This is a genomic window from Fulvivirga sp. AWR4_260 (assembly GCF_056158185.1).
This window is the reverse complement of sequence record NZ_JBSWSU010000015.1, coordinates 2,475,027-2,496,918: the sequence shown is the minus strand read 5'-3', so window position 1 is coordinate 2,496,918 and position 21,892 is coordinate 2,475,027. Positions and strand designations below refer to the sequence as shown.

The following is a 21,892-nucleotide window of genomic DNA, read 5'->3' as shown; positions in this document are numbered from 1 at the left end:
AAAATGACGCCTGTGGCAGTGCTTATGGCTAATCGTTCAAAAACTGTTGTGGAGCATCCAAATTTTGCTGCTGAAACTGCTTAGGACTAATACCATATACCTGTTTAAATGACTGAGAAAAGCTTGAATGGTTTTCGTAGCCTACTTTGTAAAATACTTCGCTAGGGTTTTCATTTTTTAATAGTAAAGATTTGGCTATCTCCATTTTTTGCTGCAAAAAATAATGGCTTGGTGTTTCGTTATACAGCTTTACGAACTTACGTTTAAAGGTAGAAATACTAGTGTGACATAAAAATGCTAATTCTTCGAGGGTCAGATTGTTGGTGATATTCATCTCAACGGCTTTTCGTATTTCAAAATCTGAATGTTCCTCTTGTTTTATATTCTGGAAGGATAGTACTTGAGCAGGGTGCATCTCAAGCAAATGAAGCATCAATTCCTCAAATTTTAGCTCTATTATTTTTTCAGTAAATGATGCTGGCTTTAATTGAATTAACTGAAGTGATGCAATGTAATTTCTGATAAATTCATCTTTAGGTAGTACTACAAATGGTTTTTGTGTTGTATTAGTACTTGTTGAAATTTTGTCAATGATGGCAGCGTATTTCACAAAGAAGTTCATCAGGGCTGAGTTATCAAAAAATAACATGGTGCTTTTATAAGCATTATCTGAAGGAAGCTTCTCTGTCATTAAGCAGTTTCCTGATGATAGTATTGCGAATTGATCGTTTTTAATAGAGGTTTTATTATCTGCATAATAAACGCTCTTTTCGCCTTCCTCTAAAAAAGTAATTAGATTTTTCGGCAGGAAAATCTTGTTTCGTGGCACTTGCCTGTCAGATGTGTAATTGTATATAGTAAAAACGCTCATAACATATTTTGATATATACGCGAAAAGTGCAAACGTTAAACTTACGAAATAAATTAGCACACTACCATTGCGCTTGTTTAGTATAATTATGCGTGCACCTCCCTCCTTCTCTTGTATTAGAAAGGCTTATTGCTATTTCAAAATTAAGTAAATTATTGTCAGAGGCAAGCCTTAAAAATTTCTTCTGATTCCATGGCTTTATTTCTAGTTCATCATTGCACGTAAAACAAGTATGTAAGGTATATCATTTAAAGCTTAAACTCGCTTGCTACCAGAACAGCTTTAGACTATACTGGATAGCAAGCGAGGCAAAATTAATTAGCTCATGCTAGTTTCGTTTTCCGTATACCAGCAATGAAGCTTTTTCTATAGCATTCATATTTAAAAATAAGCCAATAATTGCGGCACTTGCATTTGCATCTAAATCTAGCGGAGCTTTTAAGGCAAACACTGTAATTGCATACCTATGAATTTGCCCTTCAGGCGGACAAGGTCCTACATAACCAGGTAGTCCGGCATCGTTATTACCATTGATAGCTCCACTAGGTAATTGCTTGCCAGAAAAATTACCGGCATCAGTTTTTAATGAAGTAATATTTGCAGGAATGTTATAAACTACCCAATGCCAGAACCCGCTACCAGTTGGAGCGTCCATATCATAAATGGTTACAGCATATGCTTTTGTCTCTTCTGGCGCATTTTCCCAATGCAGTTCTGGTGATACATTTTCACCAGTACAGCCCATGGCATTGCCCAGTTGTTTTGTTGTAATCTGGCCTCCCAGATCGTTACTTTTTAAGGTAAATGTTTGTGCTTTAGAGTGTGTGGTCATAAAAACTGCTACGATTAACGTTAATAAATATTTGTTCATGATTTATCGCTTTAATTATAGTAGCAAAGCTAAAATGATGAGAATATTTAAATTATCGCCAATCGCTCATATCCTATGGCTAAAAGATCAAATACGCGTATTTATTATACGCCTATTTCTTCTTATCATATGCCTTGGGACATTTTGAGGTTTTAGACGCCTATAAGGCCTTTTATTTTTAGGTGCTGAAGCAGCATAATGGTTTTACCGTCTCTTATTTCTCCTGTTTGGATCATGCCATAAGCCTTGTCAAAAGGCAATTCCATCACTTCAATGAACTCTTGCTCTTCAGCCAATCCGCCACCATTACTCACTTTTAAATTATCGGTGTACTCTGTAATGAAAAAATAAAGTGTTTCCGTCACAGAGCCTGATGACATATACGATTCAAATACCTTTTCAACTTTGTTCAGCCTGTACCCTGTTTCCTCCTCGGCTTCCTTCTTTATACAGTCTTCGGGACTATCCTGATCTAGCAATCCAGCGCAGGCTTCTATTAGAAAACCAGATTCATTTCCATTAATGTAAGTTGGAAGCCGAAATTGCTTTGTCAATACAACTGTTTTTTTTTTTGATAAATTATACAATAGAATGGTAGCTCCGCTTCCTCTATCATAAGCTTCTCTTGTTTGAAACTGCCATGTGCCATTTTTTAACTGAATATCGTAGGTAACCTTATCTAAACGATACCAATTATCTGAAAGCAACTCTTTACGAAGGTTTTTAATTCTATTGTTCTGCATCAGGCATTTCCTTTAGGCTATAGTAAATATTTTGGTTCCTTTGAATGGTAATTTCTAAATTTTGGCATGTTCCTTTGATTTCACCAAAACTTTTTAGTATTGCTCGCTTTGCTGCAATATTCTATGGGCAATGAAGCGTTGACTACTCCCATCTGCTCCTTTTTAGGTCTGGGTAATTTTAATAATGGATAGCCTATTTAGCATTAGGGCATGACGGGGCAAGAGGTGGTGTAGCCCTGATTCAATTAGAACCAGAACTACCTTTTATAATATACTTTTAAATCTTTCTTAACTCAACCCTTCTGTTTTGGGCTTTTCCTTCATCTGTAGAATTATCACCCACAGGCTTACTTTGCCCAAATCCTTCACTTTTTAATCGAGATTCGTCTATTCCTTCATCTACGAGTGCCATAAGAACAGATTTTGCCCTGTTTTCTGAAAGCTTCTTATTAGCTTCTGCATCTCCCACATTGTCAGTATGCCCCTCTATGCTTATTTTTAAGTCTGCGTTTGATTTCAACATTTTCGATATTTCACTAATTATTTCATAAGATTCCGCTTTTATTCGTGATTTACCTGTATCGAAATTGATATGTAACGTTGCAAAACCCTTTGTATTTATGTCATTAATAATCTGATCTGCCGTTATTTTTTCAATAGTCTGCTCAAATGCTTTCGATTCTACTACTCCAATTTGCGCATTAACCACGTCAGAATAGATTTGAATACCTATCTTTTTTGTGGGAGTTTTCAATACATACATGCGAATAGGATGATTTATTACATCACCAACATAGAAGTTGTTAAAATAGGTGTAGCGTTCGTTTACGCTCCCTCCTTTTTGACTTACCAACTCCTCAGGAATTTTACCTTCAAAAATGAGTTGGGCTCCTATAGAATTTAAATAGTCTTTTATACTTTTATCAAACAGGTATTGGTTCCACTCTTTACCATCTTCCATCATAATACCCATTTTATCTACTCTTCCTTCTATGTCAAAAAATGATTCACCATTAAACATTTCAAGTTTATGGAAATCATAAGATTCTGTGCTGCTGGTATTCTCATCAACAGCCATTCCTTTTGGAGGTGTAATATATGGGTAAGCCCCAATATCAACGGTAGACTCAGAAACATCTTCCCACGAGAATTCTTTTACTTTATCAGCAGAAACTTCATTTACTGGCTCCTCTTGATTAGAGGAAGCGGGCTCTGTTTCAGTAACTTCTTCAGGTTGATTGTGGTTTGTTTTATTATCTTTTGAACAAGAGGTAAAGGCGGTAATTGCAAATAAGCTAATGATTAAATAGTTTTTTTTCATTATAGTTTAAGTGATTGATAGTTTTAGTTATTGATAATAATCTCCACTGTAAGTCTAATGATAACCGTCAATTTCCTGTGAATGACCGGGATATATCTACAAACAGTTTTGTGTGCTCATTATGAGCATCTTGGCATTAAGATAGCAAAATTATTTTAGAGGGTGCAAGTCAATGATATGCGATGTAATGAGCTAATTCACCAACCGATGTTATGATCTAAACCATCCATAGAAATATTGTATGAAGCTACATCAGTAAGTTCTGTAAATAGTACAGAATCATTACTGTGACTGGTAAAGTGAAGAAGGTGTATATTACTTTAATGAGCGTAAGCGTGATCCAATGTATTGCCAATATTATTTGACTAGGTTTTCTGCGTAGGTAAGTCCTGAGTTAAGGTTAAATTGGGTAAAAATAGCATCTTTAATTTTTTGGTTCTTAGGGTTTCTTAAATCAAAATCTCTAGCATAAAATCTTTCGTTCCAAAAGGGCTCATTATTACCTTCTTCAATGCATTTAAGCAGAATTTCCTTATTCAAATTTATACCAAAACCTATGCCTTCATTCCTAAAGGGATTCACAATAGTTTTATTATTTTCATTCGTGGAGTTTTGGTTTTCAGCTAAAAGGTATTTATCAAAAACGCCTATATCTGTTTGTTTGTAAATTAAACCCCATTGAAGGTATACAGCATTCTTATCACTGCTACTTATGCACCTGGAATAGGACATAGGAAATTCTAATTCATTGTTTTCTAAAGGCACATTGCCAATAATTGTATAGTCACCATAAAAGAGTGTATTGTCCATGATGTATTGTGAAGGAAAACACTTTAAATTTTTAATTTCATTCAAATCAACATCAGGATTAGAGCTTATTTTGTGATATACTTTAATGGCTAAAGGCTGGCCCATTAATTGATTAAGTCCATAATGTTTTTCATTCTGCAGAGTTTTGTCCTTTCTTAATTTTCTTATATCCAGAAGTACTCTTCCAAATCCATAGTTACGTCTGTCTACCTTAAAACAGAAAAAATCCCCCTCTTTGACTTTTACATTCTTACGCGTTTCTTGACTAAACTTTAAAATAGCAGACTTATCTTCTTCGGTGCTTTCATTAATAAATTTGGTAATCCACAGTTGTAATTCCTCAAATGTTTCAATTTTAATCCTTTCAAAGTCTGTTGAATAGAATGTCTTTTGTGTTGTATAGTTGCCTATTCTCACTCCAAGGCCAGAATCATATGAGAAATAAGTGCCAATTCCATTTCTACTCTGAAAAGATGAAAAATTGAGTTTTTTAGGCTTTCCCTTTTTCGTTTTTGGCAACAAGATTTCTCTATTCTCAGTCTCCTCATTCATTTCGTTTTCTTTGTAGAAATGGTCGTTTACAGAAATAGATTTCACGATCGTATTATTGTTAAAATAGAGAAATATTTCCTTCGTAAGTTGTACCTTATCCCAATGGCTTTGAACTTTTTGCAGCCCAAAATATTCTCTTTCGGTATTTGTTAATTCAAATTTCATAGTTACGTTCTATCTCTCTTTAAGCCTGTGTGAAGTACAACTATTCTTTTACTTGGAAGCTTACTTTTTAATCCAAGAAGTAGCTAACTGACTTAAAATACCAGCATTTTGCGCGATTCCTAAGGTATTAGGGAAATCTTTGTAATTAATAATCCCATTATCGTTAAACGTAATATTTGCAATTGAAGATTGTATTTCAAAAAAATCATTTGTCTTTAAGGTCTTGCCTTTCATATAATATTCGACAATTACTGTATTACCATCTTTACAATGAAAAGCTTTATTGTAAATACTCTGAATTTCGATCAAAGTTGAAATTGGCTTCTGACGTACATTTTCGAAATGTCTTTCAATATTTTTTTTACCATATATTATGGTGCCTCCATTTAGTGAAAAAGGTATTTCAAATATTGCGTTATCCGTAAAATAACTTACAAAGTTATTGTAGTTTCTAGTTTGAAGCGAGTAGGCCAATTCATTAATTACTGCATTGATTTTTGATTCTTCCATCGTACTGATTTTGTTTGGTTATAATATGATGCTGTTGGCCATCATTGATAATAACGGTTTACCCACGTGAACGAGTTTGATACTAAATCGTTACGATATCACACTAAATGTATGGTATTGAGAGGTGATTTATAAACCATTGTTTATGAATAACATACATATCCGATATTGTCAGTACAGTCGCAGAGCAGAGCTTTTGGAGCTCATTTGCATTATTGAATCTTACTTTGCATGATTTTTTAGTGTTTGAATAATTAGGGACTCAGGCACTTCTTGATTAAATTTTATTTGCACAGTCCCTTTACCTGTTTTATAGGCATGGCTTTCAAAAAGCTTTCTTTCATCATCGCTTAACCCCTTTTCGCTAAATCCAAGACTGACATGTTTTGAGTACACGGCAAATCCTGCTAAAACGCCATTAAGTTTATAATTGGGTACATTCCAGGCAATCCTCTCTTCTACTCCATTAATATTTGAGTTTATTATTGCTCTTAGCTTGGTCATTATTTCTTGTGCTTCCACACATGAATTCTCAATATACGCGTCTACCGTTTTAAATTTATCCATAATACAATTATGTCTTTTATAATGAATAAGTCAATTATTATTTACTAATCATCAAAGGTTAGAAAGGATACAGATTTTGCTACTTCTGCCGCATAAGAATTGTGGGTAGCATAAAGTTCATTTAAAGATTATACCCAGTGAGCAACGTTAACTGGCTGAGTAAATCATTACGGCTAAACCAAAAGTGGTTCGGACTAAGTAATTGGCATTACAGTTTTGGAGTTTTGAGCCATCATAAAAAACAAGTTGAATGGATTCAAAAACAAAAATCGCGATTGTAACCGGAGGAAGCCGTGGTCTAGGTCAAAACATGGCCATAACACTAGCAAAAAAAGGCATTGATATTATTTTAACATACAACCATAGCGAAGAGGAAGCTAAAAATGTAGTGAAGGAAATAGAGGAAATAGGACAAAAGGCAATGTGTATTCGACTAGACATTCGTAATATTTCTACGTTCGATAAATTTGCTGATCAGGTAATGGTCTACCTTAATAAAACATATGGCAGTCATTATTTTGATTTTTTAATTAACAATGCCGGCACAGCATTGTATTCGCCAGTAATGGAAACTACTGAACTACAATTTGATGATGCTGTAAATATTCATTACAAGGGCGTGTTTTTCCTTACGCAAAAAATGCTACCTTACATAAATGAAGGTGGCAGCATCGTTAACTTGTCTTCCACTTTAGGAAGAGTTTCGTTTCCGGGCATGTCAGTATATGGCGCATTAAAAGGTGCTATAAGTGTGCATACACGTTTTTTAGCTCAGGAGCTAGGCGAAAGAAGCATTCGTGTAAATGCCATAGCCCCAGGAGCCATTACCACTGATTTTGGAGGAGGAATGAACAAAACAGCAGAAACGGCAAATATAGTTAAGCAGCTCACGGCATTAAATCGACTAGGAAACGCACAGGATGTAGGTTCAGTAGTGGCATTTTTATGCTCAGATGAATCGGGATGGGTCAACGGACAAACTATAGAGGTTTCTGGAGGTCAATCCTTATAAGTCTTTTACAATGGAAAATTTACTCCCAACAAAAATAGTCAGCATTACTGATTTTCACCGTTTGCGTGGTTTAAATCCGCCATTACATCCGCTAATCAGTATAATAGATTATGATTTGATACAACATAGGCCTAATGAAGGGGCCTATATGTGCGGTTTTTACACCATAGCCCTTAAGCGTGAGGTGGCGGGAAAGATTAGATATGGCCAGTCAGAATATGATTTTGACGAGGGAGTAATATTTTTTGCTGCGCCCAATCAGGTATTTAAAGTTGAAATAGACGAGGTCTCAAGCCCTAAAGGATGGATGTTGCTTATCCATCCTGATTTTTTATGGAATACTGCCCTTGCCGCTGGCATAAGTAAATTTGACTTTTTTCACTATGATGTAAACGAAGCTCTTTTTCTTTCCGAAAAGGAAGAAACCACACTCCTCTTGGCAATAGAAAATATAGAATCAGAAATAAATGGCAACATTGACCGGTTTAGTAAAAATATTATTATTACACAGATTGAAGGCTTGTTAAATTATTGCGATCGCTTTTACCATCGGCAATTTATAACACGAGAAAAGGCCAATCATCAATTATTACATCGTTTGGAGGTTTTGCTAGATGATTACTTTAATAGTCAAGAAGTTGTTTTACATGGAATACCTGAGGTGAAGGAAGTAGCCAAGAGATTAAATGTATCGCCAAGTTATTTAGGTAATTTATTAAGGACATTAACGGGTAAGAACACCAGGCAGCACATACAAGATAAGATATTAGAAAGGGCAAAAGAAAAGCTATCCACTACTGATTTAACGGTTAGTGAAATTGCATATGAATTAGGCTTTGAGCATTTGCAGTCTTTTAGCAAGTTTTTCAAAACCAAAACTAACCAATCCCCTATTCAGTTTAAGAATTCATTTCTATAGAGGCCTTGCTTAAATCTACTTGTTATTAATTAAACTTTGAAAGCTCACTCCTTCGCTCTAGAATTATATTATCTTTCCAGACATCATTTTTCAAGGCTATTTTCTCTCTGTACCCGATTTCACGAAAGCCAAGTTTTTGCAATAGACTTCTGCTAGCTATATTTTCAGGAAAGGTAGATGCATTTAAAGTCCATATTCCATGAGTTTCGCTGTCTTCAATAGCGTTTTTTAAAAGTACTTTACCTACCTGCTGACCCTTGAATGCCGGGTGCACATAAATACTCACTTCAGCCACGCCAGCATACACGCACCTGCTAGATACCGGACTTAAGGCCACCCAACCTACTACTAAACCGTCTATAGTGGCTACTTTTCGGCTAAAGGCTAGGTGGTTTTCATCCCACTTAGCCCACGTAGGCGCTTCCTTTTCAAAAGTGGCTATACCTGTGGCTATTCCAAATTCATATATCTCTTTTACGGCCAGCCAGTCATCGGCCAATAAATCCCTTATAGTCATGGCTTATATCATTTTATTCTTTCATAGAATCATGCAAAGTAATCATAGTAAATCATCCAATTTATTGCTTGTAAGCATTTTACTTTTGAAATTTCTTATTTTATAATAATAGTGATGATGGAATTATATTTACTCTACAATTCTTTTATATTTAAAATCTATTTTAGCAATTTTCACATTACTGCTATTAAATCTATATCTTAAATCAATGAATCCCTTTTTAGTTCGTCTGTTATGTTTTTATTTATTAGGTGCGTTGCCAAGCATTCAATCAGCTTATGCACAGGATAAAACTCATCATATTCAAGACACTATAGCTAAATATAAATCCTTATCGGTAGAGGCATATATGGCTGGCAATATGGATGACTATAGGGATTATTCGGTTAAGGTATTGTCTATAGCTGAAGCCAATCAATTAGGAGAAATAGAAGTTAGAGCTTTAGTAAATGTAGCAATTTATTATCAGCAGACAGACCAGTATAAGCAGGCGCTGGACTACTATATCAGGGCCGCGGGACAAGTGGAGGAAAGCTACGAGACGAATGATCAACTTGTCTATTTGGTTAAAACAAATTTGGCTAATTTATATAATGCAATGGGCCAATATGATGAGGCTATTTCTACATCAAAAGCCATTATATCATTTGCCCAGGCACATGAAAACTCCGAGCAGTACCTTTTGGCAGCATACAATGTAATTGGTACGGCCATGTTAAATAAAAAAGATTATACTTCAGGCTTGGAATATATGCAGAAGGTAAGAAACCTAGCTGCAAGTATGAAACGTGAGGATGCCATGATCATAGCTAATAATAATATAGCAGAGTGCTACCTTAAGCTTAAAAATTATGAGAAAGCCATTGAAGTAGCCCAAAAAGCTTTAGATGGCATTACTAATGATGATTTAAAGGAAATTCAGGGTTGGAGCAATTTGATTATCGGTGCCTCCTACATCGGTTTAGGGCATGCTGAAAAGTCAGTAAGTCCATTGGAAAAGGCAAAAGAAGTATCAGCTGAAGCGAGCTTTTTAAAAATTAACATGGAAGCGCATCAGTACTTGGCACAGGCATACGAAATGCTATCTAGCTATGAAAAGTCGCTTTACGAAGAGAAAGAATATATCAGATCAAGAGAAAAATACCTACAATCATTATCGAATGCTGAACGGAGGCAACTTGAAAAAGAATCGGAAGATAAATCTGCCATCATTACCGGGCATAAGCAGTCTATTGAATCACTGCATCAGCAAAAGCAGTTATACATTGTAGCGTTAAGCATTTTCTGCACTCTACTTGCATTGTCTATCTATTATTACGTGCAAAAGAAAAAGCAATTTAAAGCCGAATCGATACAGCTTGAAGGAGCCAAGAAATTACTGGAAAATGAGAATGAAAAATTAAAGGACAAACTCCAGTCTTTAGCCTATGACGTGCAGAAAAGAGAAGAAACCGAGAGCCTCTCTTCTGTTAAAAGTGCCTCCATCCCCTCTGATGATCAAGAACATTACATGGAAAAGATACTTAACTACATGGAGAGTGAGAAACCCTATCTCGATCCAGATATTAAGCAATCAGATATAGCAGAAGCACTTAACATGAGCATTCATTTGTTCTCTGAAATCATTAATTCGTGTTTTGAAAAGAATTTTAACAATTTCATTAATTTATACAGGGTAGATACAGCAAAGCAATTGATGAAAAACCCAGGATATGACCATTTTAAAATACTCGCGATTGGATATGAGGCAGGGTTTCCAAGCAAGACTTCATTCAATAGAATATTTAAAAATATGGTGGGAATGACACCTACTGAATATCAGAAAAAGCACCGTATGGTTGAAGTATAATTTTACCATACTTGAGCTAAACAAATAGCTGAAGGAAAGAATAGTAAAACTAGTAACCTATTATTGAGCGCTTGGCAACACGGATAAAGAAACATCTATTTAGTAACCGAACTATAAAAGCGCTGCAAACCTTACCTTTCTATTAAATGTTCGGTTACCAAATAAATATATTTTTGAAATAGTTGGTAAGTAAATCATTAGTGAGTGACCAACTATCACGAACATACAGTATTAAAGCCTTACAAACGCACCAAATTATAAATTGGCACTTCTGTTCAATAATTATCCCATTAATTTGTGATAGGTCATTATTGTTCGTTAGTATCATAGTTAATTTTAAAATCTCCTAGGCAATTTTTTAGGTAATAAGATAACGGAACAAATTGAAGTGAACAACCAAGATCTCATGAACAATTTATAATAAGAAGTATGCTACAGATAAAAAATAAAGCTACCATTATTGGCAGTTGTATGTTAGTGTTGTTGTTGGGCTACCATATAAATTATCAATTTCAGAAGTATAAAAAAGAGCAAGCTTACAGGCGTCATTTAGCTCATGAGCTGGAAAGAGGCTTGCGCTTTATAGATGGATGGATGATTGAGCATGCGGATACTACAGAGCAGAAAGTAACCAAGCTATTTAATAGACTTTTAGAAACATACGACAGCCACGATGAAGTTTTACTACTAAATTTAAAAACGGATATACAGAATGCCTTTTTTAGTTATGTAAAGGCTTCAGGTCTACAGAATGATGCATGGCTGGCAGCTAATCAATCAGGGGTGCTTTCTGAATTTTCCTTTTATGAATTAAGCTTATTAAACGAAGCCTATGGAGAATATTCGCAATTGTTAAAGCTGCAAGATAAAATGATGGAGTTTGGCCTGCATACTCCCGTGTTTGAAAGTTTATTTTCCAAACAAACCACTAGGGCTGAAATACAAGAAGTGCAGCGCAAATATGAAAACTTATTTATTTTAAACAAGGCTAGTCTTGAAAATGTGCATTGGCGCTATAAACAAGCCCTTGAAATGCTTGAGCCAGAAAACCCGTACCTTCTTACAGACTCATTGGCTGTGGAGTGAGATCAACTTGATTCAAAAAATAAGTGATTAAAAATTCATATGGTTTAACAGAAACCTCACTAAATCAAGACTAACGCCTGTTAAATATTCCTAATAAAGCGTAATTATGATTTTTAACGATTTAATTAATGTAAGTTAGTGTAGAAACCATCATCATGAGCTTATGCCCAACTTTGAATTACGTCAAGCCGAAGAGTCCGAGCTTACCACTGCCCTATTATTATTTAAACAAGCCGCTGAGAGTATTGCAAAAAAGGGAATTGATCATTGGCAATATTGGCACAATCCACCTAAAGAAAAAATTGAATGGTTAAAAGAGGGGTTTAGTAAAAAAGAGTTTTACTTTATTATTTCTGATAATGATGACCTAATTGGTATGGTTAGAGTCTTAGCAAGTGATGAATTGTATTGGGGGCAGATGCCCGATAAAGCTAAGTATGTTCACTCTCTGGTTATCACAGAAAAATATTCCGGCCAAAATTTAGGCCAGCAAGTACTGGATTTCATAGGCAAGAAAGCAAGAACGGAAGGCATACCTTTATTGAGGTTAGACTGCGATGCAGGAAACCCTAAATTGTGCGCGTTTTACGAAAAGCTTGGATTTGAAAAAGTAGGGCAAAAAAAGTTTGAGTTATATCAAAATAACTTATATGAAAGAGCAAATTAATGGGCATGATGCTATCATAAAATCTTTGAGGTTCTAACCTCAACTAAAAAACATCTAAAGATTTTGTGATTTCAAATAATATCACTAACATTGCACTCCCAACAAGGGAAAACAACTAGGTCCGTTCGTCTAGGGGTTAGGACGCCAGGTTTTCATCCTGGTAACAGGGGTTCGATTCCCCTACGGACTACTGAAGGGGTAATTGATTTAAAAAATCATTTACCCCTATTTTTTTGTCTTTATAATTCTCTGTTATATAGCGAGTTAGCGCAAAAATTGAATTAACTCTTAAAGTTCGATAATCATGGGCATAGATTTACCAAACTCAAGGTAACTGGCAGCCAGCTAAAATTAGCCATCAATCAGTGCGCATATACTCTTCTTCAGACACCTCATTACCCCATACCACCTCTCCCCGCCCGGTATTGATACTCATGGCCATGTGAGACATAGATTGCTCACTAGATGCACCATGCCAATGCTCTACGTTTGGCAAACAGGTAAGTACTTCCCCTTCATGAACCTCACGTCTGGCGGAACCCTTCTCCTGATACCAGCCCACGCCATCTGTTATAATCAAAATCTGCCCACCGCGATGCAAATGCCACTTGGTACGTGCCCCAGCCTCGAAGGTAACATTACCAACAGCTGCATTTAATGTACTGTCATCTCTAACAAACATATGTAACCATACCTCTCCAGTGAAATGGTCGCTGGTGATTTTTTCACCTTTAGAAAATATATTCTGAGCCCGATCCTTTTGAGCATCCGTTTCCCTACATGACAAGAGGCTCAAAAGAACTATTATCCTGATCATTAACTCTTTAACGCTTATTTTACATTTCATCACTGAGTACCTCTTTAAGTATTTTCTTTACTTCTTTTGTTTTTTTGTTACCTATTATCTTTTTAATAATGAGTATATAATCCTCAAGTTCTGATGGCGTTAGGCCGGTCTTAAGGCAAATTTTCATATGTGATTTTAACATTGGCTCCAAATCCCCAAGGGCAGCAATTACAGAAATAGTGGTTAACTCCCTTTGCTTAAAGGTTAGGACATCTCGTTCAAAAATGTCAGCAAATAAATGTTCTTTCAGGAAAACATCTATTTCAGGCGAAAATTGCTGGTAGCCTGGCTTTGAGCCATCCAGTTTTGCCTTCAGCAATTCTTCTAGTGTTTCCAGTCCTCTTTGATGCTTATCACGAGTATCCACAATAGGCGAAGCTTCCTTTCCCCACTCATCTTGCACACCATTTTGCTTCCTTACCTCCAAAACCATCATGAAAGTTTGTAAGCCCCTGATGCTTCTGGGAAAACCACAATACGCATAGATATGGACTAACAGCTCTTTTATTTCATTGATAGTAAGTCCTTCATCTAAACCCTCATCAAGAGCACTTCTGAGCCCCTCCAAATCGCCTTGAGCAGCCAATGAAGAAATTCTCACAATAGATTGTTGCTGAGGTGATAGTCCACTGGATTTATCAATTAGTTTTTGCGCATGAAGGCCTGGAGCTAAAAAGATCATTAGACCAGTGAATATTTTCAACAGAAGAGCGTGCTTTAGGTGAGGCATATTGTATAACTATCTTTTTAGAGAGGCAAACCATTTCACTCTTTCCGGATCGCGATGATCAAAGAATTTGGTTTCATTAGTATCCAGCCGTGCTATCGCACTCATGTCATCCTGAGATAATTCGAAATCAAAAACATCAATATTTTGCTCTATTCTTGAGGGAGTAACAGACTTAGGAATGACAACAATATTTCTCTGCACCATCCATCTAAGCGTCACCTGAGCCGCAGATTTCCCATATTTAGCCCCAATTTTGGTTAAGATTTCATTTTGGAAATAGTCGTTTTTACCTTCTGCAAATGGGGCCCATGATTCATGTTGAACACCCAACTCATTCATCACTTCATGATCTTTGATTCGCTGATAAAAAACATGTGTTTCTATTTGATTTACTGCAGGTGTTATCTCATTATAACTCACCAAATCCACCAACCTATCAGGAAAAAAATTACTCACTCCTATTGCCTTTGTTTTTCCTGTTTTTTGCAAATTTTCAAGTGCCCGCCAAGAGCCATAAACATCATTGTATGGCTGATGAAGTAAGTAGAGATCTAAATAATCTAATTGTAATTTATTGATGGACTGTTCAAATGCCTTCTGCGCATTTTCAAATCCATAATCTGAAATCCATAATTTTGTGGTTATAAATAGCTCTTCTCTTTTAATGCCACTTTCTCTAATGGCGTCTCCCACGGCCTGCTCGTTATGATAGGCCTGAGCTGTATCAATGCTCCTATAGCCAGCTTCAAGTGCCTTTAAAACACTCTTTTTACATTCATCATAATCTGGAATTTGATAAACTCCATATCCTAAAATGGGCATCTCTACCCCATTATTTAATTGAATAGTCTTCATTCTTAAAATTTCACTTTAATACATTTATTCTTTTTAACCATGCTGCCACTTGCCCTTGGACTTCCACCTGTTTTTTCCCTTCCATAACAAACAAAACACCATCTCTTTCTATACCTCCTTTAGTAGTAAACCCCTCAAGCACAGTGCTTTTAGGACATAGTTCCTTTACTGTACTGAAGCTACCACCTACCCCATAACCAGCATTAGTATTGAATGGAATGATGGTTTTACCCCGAAGATTATATTCATTTAGAAAGCTTTTCACGGGGGGTGGCAGCTGCATTCCCCATGTAGGAAAACCTAGAAAAATAGTATCATAGGTAGCTATGTCGATCTTAGTTTTTAGTGGTGGCAAATACCCTGATGCGTTTTCATTAGCCACCTGATCCACTATTTGCTGATAATCTTCCGGATATGGATTCTCTAATTCAAGCGGCAATAAACTTCCTCCAACCTGCTGATGTATCATTTCAGCTACAGCTTTGGTATTATTGGTGCGAGAAAGATATAAGATAAGAGTGCCTTCTGGCAGTGGCTTTTCTACAGCCTTATTGTACTCCTCACCGCTTGAATTACAGCTCAGAAAAAAGGCACTGAATAATAAAATTTGCAATATCATATTTGTGAAACTGAAATTCTTTAACCTCAACATATCAATGGTCACCCGGGGTGAGCAATTTGGTAAATGATAGCGAGCCAAGCTTCCATTCTCCCCCTTCATGCACATAAACCTCAGTTACTTCAAACGGATTAGTCACTTCATTGCCCCCTACTTCTGCCACTAGTGTTATTCTATTGAGAAGTATAACGGTATTGTCTATAACATTAGCTCTAACCTCGTGAACATCAGCTTTCTTGTACCAAATACCACCACTCTTAATGATATTTAACTCCTGTTCTTTCCCCCATGAACCTCCCATATGCACAAACTCTGCTTTGTCATGGAATAACTTCTCCAGCTTGTCATTTTCTTTGTTTGCCATCCATTTCCATTTCTGTCCAGAAAGGGTTATAATCTTTTGTTCCAAATCTTCTTCACTTGGTATATCTATGGCATTGTACTCTTCTTGCGTAAGTTCGGTAGTCCATACTGTAGGCTTAGTACCTGAAATAGCCAGATAGGCAAAATCACTGTTTGGAGCTGCTGCATGCCAGTGCTCAACATTAGGTGTACATTTAATCACATCACCTGCATATACCACCTGACCTTTTTTTCCACGCTCCTGGTAGAGGCCTACTCCTTTAGTAATGAGAAGTTGCTGTCCTTCAGGATGTTTATGCCAGTTAAGCCTGGCGCCAGCGGCCATAGTAGTGAGTACAATATTGTAATCGAAAGTATCATCTGAGGCACTGATATGATTGAGCCAAACATCTCCTGTATGATGCACATTCGGTGCTTTTTCTCCTTTGGGAAATACAGACTCTTGAGCCAAAGCTGCATATGACAGCATGGTATACATAAGTCCAAATAATAATTGCTTTTTCATGTGTATGGAATATTTAAATGAATTTCATTGTCTTCTGTTAGCTTTATACAATCTTACGGCTGGATCATCTGGAAGTAAGTATATACATTACGGTTATGCCTACCATAATTACTTATTGAGGCATAATCCATCAATAATAGCCCTACATTGGAGCTCTTAAACACTAGTAATATGAGTGATCACAAAACATTCGACACGGTTAAAGACTATAATGATTTTAATAACCACGCCACCCATCATCCTCTGGTGAGTGTCCTGGACTTCTCTAAAGCTAAGCCAAGGCATGGCCACAAAATGACCTTTGGCACCTATGCGATAATATTAAAAGAAGTAAAATGTGGTGATCTCATTTATGGAAAACATACTTATGATTACCAAGAAGGCACATTGGTGTTTATAGGCCCAGGTCAGGTAATAGACGTGCGAGATAAAACCGATATCTATCAACCTCTGGGCAGAGCGCTAAACTTTCATCCGGATCTAATTTTAGGATCTCCGCTAGTGAAACAGATTGAAGACTACGGTTTTTTCTCCTACAAACTCAGTGAAGCACTTCATCTATCCACAGAAGAGATGCAAACTTTTTTAGATGTGCTTGACAAAATTGAAAATGAGATAAAAAGACCAATAGATAAACATAGCAAAAAGCTCATCAACTCAAACATTGGTCTATTATTAGACTATTGTGATCGGTTTTATGACAGACAATTTATTACCCGACAACATATAAACACTGGTATTTTGGCGGGATTTGAAGATTTGATGAATGGCTATTTTAATTCTGAAAAACCATACACGGAAGGCCTGCCAACGGTGGCTTACTTTGCTGATCAGTTGCATTTATCCGCCAATTATTTTGGAGAATTGGTAAAAAAAGAGACCGGAAAATCTGCTCAGGAATATATCCAAACTAAATTAATAGAATTGGCCAAAGACAAAATATTCGATTCCAGTAAATCAGTAAAGGAAATTGCCTTTGAATTAGGTTTTAAATATCCGCAGCACTTTCACCGGCTATTTAAACAGAAAGTGGGTATAACTCCAAGTGAGTTTCGGAATCGAAATTAAATAATAAAGCGTTTTGTGAGACTTGTGAAATGCTAGAAATAGCCATTTTAGCCTTAACAAAAACTATTGGCAATTATGCCACCATGCCCATCATGGCGGTAACTCAATCCTTAGAACTACCATCAAAACATAAAAGTCAGGTCTACAAATAGTGTTACTCAACTTTTACAATACACTCCAAACTAAAAATCCTCACAGATTTTCAGAACTAGACGAGAACCTGAAATTGCTTAGAGCTTTTTTGCCAGTAGCTTTTATTCGTTTTTGATTTTTTCTCCTTTTATTGGCGAATAGTCTTTTTTCAATCCTCCATCTACAATTATTTCGTCAAAATAACATTTTACTCCAGTAGCCTTGTTTATATCTTCCACGTTTTGAATGTGAAAATGTAAATGAGCTTCTGATGAATTTCCAGAATTTCCACATAGCCCTAATAATTCTCCTTGTTTTACTTTTTGCCCTTGCTTTACAACAATAGAATTTTGTTTAATATGTGCGAAAAACAAATATTCATTGTTGGCTGTTTTAAGCACTACCGTATTTCCAAGAACATAAATTGGGTTTAGTTCGCCAGGAGTGTTATCCTTTACTCCGTCAACTACCAAAGCCACTTCTGAATCGCAAGGTGCAATCAATTCTTTTCCAAAAGCATAATAATCTTCGTTAGTTTTTCCGTCTGTTTTATAGGTTTTTCCATTTTTGTCTGTAATGACAATATCGAATGCGTTTTTTTGAGCTTCGCTTTCTATGTGATAGTTCAATTTTTTTGTATCTCCGCCCCAAAATACTGTCCATTCTCCATTAAAAGGCAAAATTAGTTTAGTTACATTTCTTTCAAGTTTGGGAAGGTTGTCTTCTTTAAATGGTTTTACCAAAAGACCATTGATTTCTGCATTATTGTCTAAGGAAATATTTACCGCAAAAACTGCTCGTTCAAAGGTTGTCTTGTATGAGGCATAAGTCTGTTGGTATTTTACAAATTCTTTTTTCTGAATTTTTCCCGCTTGGGCTTTCAACCCTTTTAGAAAATCAGTTGTTTGTTCAATTGGTAAAGCACTTTTCATATCTGCTGAGAACAACTCAAAAACCTTGTCATATTCGTTGGCATTGAAGTATTTCTCAAATTCATCCGAGACTTTTTTCGAAGCTTCCTTTTCGGCTTGTCCGAAACTAACAATGGGAATTAATATCAATAAAATCAAAATTATACTTTTCATTTATTCTCGTTTTACTTCAATTATGGACAATGTTCTTAATAAAAGCAATGGCGGATTCCAGCCCACTAAACCGACCTTGGTTTTATAGTTTTATGTTTCAAAATAGCATTTAATCAGCTATTGCTTATGTGTATTTTGGTGCTATATTTTTATTAAATTTTAAGAATATTAAATTAATAATGTTGTATCAATTGTAAATTAAATATAAATAATGAATGATGTCAGCTTAAGGCGCGACATCAACAGTATCATTACTTTTAATGAATCTTAAAATTTGATTTTCCTTATTATCCGTGATTAGTTTAAGAAAATACTGTCCGGATGGTAAATCATCGATTGCGATAATTAAGAAATTTTCACTGATATGCTCTGCTTCACCTAATACTTTACCCGTAAGATCAACGATTGAATAGCTAGTTACTAAAGATTTATTATTGCATTGTACCTTTAAGATATCATTAGCGGGGTTAGGGTAGATCAACAATGGCTTAGCATAACTTTCTTCTACTCCAGTGATGGTTTCTTCCTCACCTTGGTTTTCATCATACACAAATTCAAAGTCATCGAAAACAGCGGTGGCAATTGATGAATTAATATAAATTCCAGCCTGAATCATCAAGTGTATAGAAACATAATTAAACTCACTCTCTGAAGAAATGGTACTCAAATCAATTTCAAAATCAGCAAAATTTATTTGTGGTTTAGTGGTTTTGAATAATCGTGTATTCAAATTAGGTAAATCTGTGTGATTAAGCTCTATTTTAGTTAAGGTATCTGGTAAAGATGCAAAATGTACCGCTATAATAAGTGTATCGGTCTCTGAAGCAATATTTGATCCTGAAAATTTATACCGCCCCTTTAATTTTAGAGGTACACTATTACATTCAAATCTAATAAACCCGTTATTTCGATTTGAATATTGTCTTTTTGCAAGCAGGGCTAATCCATTGGCATCAGATTCAGAGTATTTATTAAAAAAACCATATCCGTACGCTAGCCGGCTAAATACGTTAACGAGACTTTCATTCCAATATTTGGGAATATCATATATATGGACCCCGTTATCATATGTGGTCCAATCATCAAATCCTCCATCTGGCACCACACATTGAGCCGAGCTTTTTAAGCTTAACAGAACAGAAGCTACTAAAAGAATGGTTCTTAGTATCATGATTAAATTTAATTTTAGGCGAAAAAAAAGGTTTTATTAATTAGGTCAACTCTTAATAAAGTTGAAGAAGTGCTACACTTTAAAAAGAACTTTATTTTTTAATTCACTCTTCTTTTGTGAATGTATACTTGGCATTTTTTAGTTCAAGATGCTATTTTAACCACACTACCAGGTTTCTAACAGCGATTTGTTTTTAGTTTGGTTACATCCAATGATTGTCATAAATAAAACTGTTGCAGTGAAGATAGTTGTGCTTTTCATTGGTATGCTTTTTTAGGTTGCAGGTAATACCCGTATAAGGAAATATTTATATCCCTTATACATCAATGATAAAATTAAGTTGAGTAAATATATAAATTTATAGTGTATTTGGGTAGGTTTAAAATTACTGAAATCATATGTCGCTGTAAATTAGGCATATAATTAGCGATATATTATACGCTTAATATGCACTTATTACTTGGTGTTGCTTAAGCCGGCAATTATTTACAGCTGTTGTTGTGGCTGGCGTTTTATTCTCCGTTCGGGATATTATATTTTTTACAATATTTTTCTGTATTCCTTTTAAAACAGTAATTGCAAAGTTCTTTTTCTGTCGATTTGTAATAACCTCCCTGTGTTGTCATAACCCAGTGGCTGAAGCAAATTGATATTTACTCAAATGATATTTAGCAGAAAAATAGGCATCCGCTGTTTTGAGCGCTGTTTGTTTGCTGAACATACAAATAATATTCTTCGATAAGATTTCATGTCTTTTTATTAAAATATATCCACTCATTCCTCTGCTGGAATTCCTAGAAGGCAATTTGAGTGTTCATAGTTGCTCCTGAGTAGGCTGGAAACATTTCATAGTAACATGCATCTAACTTCTTTAACATCGATCACCTAGAATCTGATTAATTTTTTGTACAATCTCTATTAAAGAAAATCCAGCCTTAATGAAAAAAGAGCTCAAAAACGAATCGGGTTTGTATCTATGTTCTCCATTTTTATCGCTAACGTCTGGCTAGCAGATGAGTACTTGAACCGAGCCTATTACCATTAAAATAGTGAATTACCCAACCGGTACAATAAAATTTACGAAGAACTGCGCTGCATACATCGTCAATCAAAACTGTAACAGAACTAAAATTTTATCACTTTCCAAAATGGGTTTTGAGTGAATCAAATTGCACAAATCTCGCAGAAAAGCACTGCGGTACATGGCTGCTAGAACTTGTTGTACTCCCTTATTCTTCAAGTTTGAATACGACAGATACATTACTCTCCACATTGATTTTCTGGAATTCAATGTCGGCTGGTTTGAATTCTTTACTTTTCATTGAAGAATAGCCGTGCATTACAATTCCTGTTACTCTACCTTGAAGTTGACCAACTATGTAGTTGTTCGATTCATCAGTAATGTGAATTGCCATACCTACTTTCTGATTCAGCGGTTCAACTAAATATTCAGCTTGTTTCCTGGCTTTTGCAACTGCTCTTGATTTTAGGTTTAACACTAAGTCTTCGATTCTCGAATATTCAGTTCTGTCCAACAAAACATTCGATATTTCAATGTTCTCAAGTTCGACAATGACTCTCCCTGCCGTTACCGCATCATGAACCATGAGTGTATAAGTTTTGAATTTTTGAATGTCTTGGTCTTTCAGGAAGTATTTTTTGAAGTTGCTAGCAAGATCGTTGAGGGTTAAATCCTTTTTGGTGTTTATGCCTAATTGTTGTAGGGTATTTTCCATTTTTGCTTCAAGCTCCTCAATTGACACCTTTCCTTTGGTATCCTTTTCTGTAAGTGATATCGTTAGATAGATTTCATCTGGTGTTACCAAAGTATCGACCTTCGCGTTTGTTTCGATATAAGGTTGATCGATGAAATTCTTTGACTGTCCGAAAGAGACGAGTTGGAAAGCTGATATGATGGTTATCAGTAGTATCTTTTTCATGGTTTTAAGGATGTACAACGGTTAGTATATGAAAAATAGGCGATTAGAAAGCACTAATCTCTCGTACCGCAAATAGCCCCGATTTTATTTCAAAATTAAAATTTGTGCTGGACTTTC

At 35.6% G+C, this 21,892-nt stretch carries 22 protein-coding genes and 1 tRNA gene; 7 read left to right on the top strand and 16 right to left on the bottom strand.

The window, feature by feature from the left end:
• Window positions 1–28: 28 nt before the first annotated feature.
• From ACXACQ_RS16825 to ACXACQ_RS16795, 7 genes are all read right to left on the bottom strand, one after another.
• The gene (locus ACXACQ_RS16825; protein WP_474977130.1) at window positions 29–871 is read right to left on the bottom strand and encodes a helix-turn-helix domain-containing protein; all 843 of its coding nucleotides are present in this window, start codon (window positions 869–871) and stop codon (window positions 29–31) included.
• 328 nt (window positions 872–1,199) lie between these two features.
• Window positions 1,200–1,742, bottom strand: coding sequence for a YbhB/YbcL family Raf kinase inhibitor-like protein (locus ACXACQ_RS16820; protein WP_474977129.1), 543 nt, complete (start codon window positions 1,740–1,742; stop codon window positions 1,200–1,202).
• Window positions 1,743–1,894: 152 nt separating this feature from the next.
• On the bottom strand, window positions 1,895–2,485 hold the full coding sequence (gene nudK / locus ACXACQ_RS16815) for a GDP-mannose pyrophosphatase NudK (RefSeq protein WP_474977128.1): 591 nt from the start codon (window positions 2,483–2,485) through the stop codon (window positions 1,895–1,897).
• Window positions 2,486–2,762: 277 nt separating this feature from the next.
• Window positions 2,763–3,806 (bottom strand): OmpA family protein, encoded by a 1,044-nt coding sequence (locus tag ACXACQ_RS16810; RefSeq protein ID WP_474977127.1) that lies wholly within the window; start codon window positions 3,804–3,806, stop codon window positions 2,763–2,765.
• Window positions 3,807–4,163: 357 nt separating this feature from the next.
• The gene (locus ACXACQ_RS16805) at window positions 4,164–5,333 is read right to left on the bottom strand and encodes an immunity 26/phosphotriesterase HocA family protein (protein ID WP_474977126.1); all 1,170 of its coding nucleotides are present in this window, start codon (window positions 5,331–5,333) and stop codon (window positions 4,164–4,166) included.
• A gap of 60 nt (window positions 5,334–5,393) precedes the next feature.
• The gene (locus tag ACXACQ_RS16800; protein ID WP_474977125.1) at window positions 5,394–5,843 is read right to left on the bottom strand and encodes a nuclear transport factor 2 family protein; all 450 of its coding nucleotides are present in this window, start codon (window positions 5,841–5,843) and stop codon (window positions 5,394–5,396) included.
• 222 nt (window positions 5,844–6,065) lie between these two features.
• Window positions 6,066–6,410 (bottom strand): iron chaperone, encoded by a 345-nt coding sequence (locus tag ACXACQ_RS16795; RefSeq protein ID WP_474977124.1) that lies wholly within the window; start codon window positions 6,408–6,410, stop codon window positions 6,066–6,068.
• A 250-nt stretch (window positions 6,411–6,660) separates the two neighbouring features.
• On the opposite strand from ACXACQ_RS16795, the gene ACXACQ_RS16790 reads away from it, so the two are divergent.
• Together ACXACQ_RS16790 and ACXACQ_RS16785 are read left to right on the top strand one after the other, a co-directional pair.
• Window positions 6,661–7,422 carry an SDR family NAD(P)-dependent oxidoreductase gene (locus ACXACQ_RS16790; RefSeq protein ID WP_474977123.1) on the top strand — a complete coding sequence of 254 codons (762 nt, stop codon included), beginning with the start codon at window positions 6,661–6,663 and terminating at the stop codon, window positions 7,420–7,422.
• A gap of 10 nt (window positions 7,423–7,432) precedes the next feature.
• Window positions 7,433–8,341, top strand: a complete 909-nt coding sequence (locus ACXACQ_RS16785) for a helix-turn-helix domain-containing protein (protein WP_474977122.1) — start codon at window positions 7,433–7,435, stop codon at window positions 8,339–8,341.
• 25 nt (window positions 8,342–8,366) lie between these two features.
• On the opposite strand, the gene ACXACQ_RS16780 is transcribed toward ACXACQ_RS16785, so the two are convergent.
• Window positions 8,367–8,858, bottom strand: a complete 492-nt coding sequence (locus ACXACQ_RS16780) for an N-acetyltransferase family protein (RefSeq protein ID WP_474977121.1) — start codon at window positions 8,856–8,858, stop codon at window positions 8,367–8,369.
• Between the two features lie 208 nt (window positions 8,859–9,066).
• Between ACXACQ_RS16780 and ACXACQ_RS16775 the strand changes: the two genes are divergently transcribed.
• The 4 genes from ACXACQ_RS16775 (at window position 9,067) to ACXACQ_RS16760 (ending at window position 12,650) form a co-directional block, all read left to right on the top strand.
• Window positions 9,067–10,707 (top strand): tetratricopeptide repeat protein, encoded by a 1,641-nt coding sequence (locus tag ACXACQ_RS16775; protein ID WP_474977120.1) that lies wholly within the window; start codon window positions 9,067–9,069, stop codon window positions 10,705–10,707.
• Between the two features lie 429 nt (window positions 10,708–11,136).
• Entirely contained in the window at window positions 11,137–11,793 is a 657-nt protein-coding gene (locus ACXACQ_RS16770; RefSeq protein WP_474977119.1) for a hypothetical protein, read from the top strand.
• 163 nt (window positions 11,794–11,956) lie between these two features.
• Entirely contained in the window at window positions 11,957–12,460 is a 504-nt protein-coding gene (locus ACXACQ_RS16765; protein WP_474977118.1) for a GNAT family N-acetyltransferase, read from the top strand.
• Between the two features lie 118 nt (window positions 12,461–12,578).
• Window positions 12,579–12,650: transfer RNA gene (locus ACXACQ_RS16760), tRNA-Glu, on the top strand.
• A gap of 168 nt (window positions 12,651–12,818) precedes the next feature.
• On the opposite strand, the gene ACXACQ_RS16755 is transcribed toward ACXACQ_RS16760, so the two are convergent.
• The 5 genes from ACXACQ_RS16755 to ACXACQ_RS16735 are packed head-to-tail and all read right to left on the bottom strand — an operon-like array spanning window position 12,819 to window position 16,379.
• Window positions 12,819–13,307 carry a cupin domain-containing protein gene (locus tag ACXACQ_RS16755; protein WP_474977117.1) on the bottom strand — a complete coding sequence of 163 codons (489 nt, stop codon included), beginning with the start codon at window positions 13,305–13,307 and terminating at the stop codon, window positions 12,819–12,821.
• Window positions 13,297–14,010, bottom strand: a complete 714-nt coding sequence (locus ACXACQ_RS16750) for a carboxymuconolactone decarboxylase family protein (RefSeq protein WP_474977116.1) — start codon at window positions 14,008–14,010, stop codon at window positions 13,297–13,299. Before ACXACQ_RS16750 ends, ACXACQ_RS16755 begins: the two co-directional genes overlap by 11 nt.
• Before the next feature lie 36 nt (window positions 14,011–14,046).
• Window positions 14,047–14,892, bottom strand: a complete 846-nt coding sequence (locus ACXACQ_RS16745; RefSeq protein ID WP_474977115.1) for an aldo/keto reductase — start codon at window positions 14,890–14,892, stop codon at window positions 14,047–14,049.
• Between the two features lie 10 nt (window positions 14,893–14,902).
• Window positions 14,903–15,511, bottom strand: coding sequence for a flavodoxin (locus ACXACQ_RS16740; protein ID WP_474977114.1), 609 nt, complete (start codon window positions 15,509–15,511; stop codon window positions 14,903–14,905).
• A gap of 34 nt (window positions 15,512–15,545) precedes the next feature.
• Window positions 15,546–16,379, bottom strand: coding sequence for a DUF4440 domain-containing protein (locus tag ACXACQ_RS16735; protein ID WP_474977113.1), 834 nt, complete (start codon window positions 16,377–16,379; stop codon window positions 15,546–15,548).
• Between the two features lie 171 nt (window positions 16,380–16,550).
• On the opposite strand from ACXACQ_RS16735, the gene ACXACQ_RS16730 reads away from it, so the two are divergent.
• Complete coding sequence (locus ACXACQ_RS16730) at window positions 16,551–17,447, top strand: helix-turn-helix domain-containing protein (protein ID WP_474977112.1); 897 nt, start codon at window positions 16,551–16,553, stop codon at window positions 17,445–17,447.
• Window positions 17,448–17,701: 254 nt separating this feature from the next.
• Here the strand turns inward: ACXACQ_RS16730 and ACXACQ_RS16725 are convergent, their stop codons facing one another.
• The 3 genes from ACXACQ_RS16725 to ACXACQ_RS16715 form a co-directional block, all read right to left on the bottom strand.
• Entirely contained in the window at window positions 17,702–18,664 is a 963-nt protein-coding gene (locus tag ACXACQ_RS16725; RefSeq protein ID WP_474977111.1) for a DUF3887 domain-containing protein, read from the bottom strand.
• Window positions 18,665–18,890: 226 nt separating this feature from the next.
• A complete protein-coding gene (locus tag ACXACQ_RS16720; RefSeq protein ID WP_474977110.1) occupies window positions 18,891–19,835 on the bottom strand; it encodes a T9SS type A sorting domain-containing protein in 945 nt (314 codons plus the stop codon).
• A gap of 1,229 nt (window positions 19,836–21,064) precedes the next feature.
• Window positions 21,065–21,775 carry an SIMPL domain-containing protein gene (locus tag ACXACQ_RS16715; protein ID WP_474977109.1) on the bottom strand — a complete coding sequence of 237 codons (711 nt, stop codon included), beginning with the start codon at window positions 21,773–21,775 and terminating at the stop codon, window positions 21,065–21,067.
• Window positions 21,776–21,892: the final 117 nt, after the last annotated feature.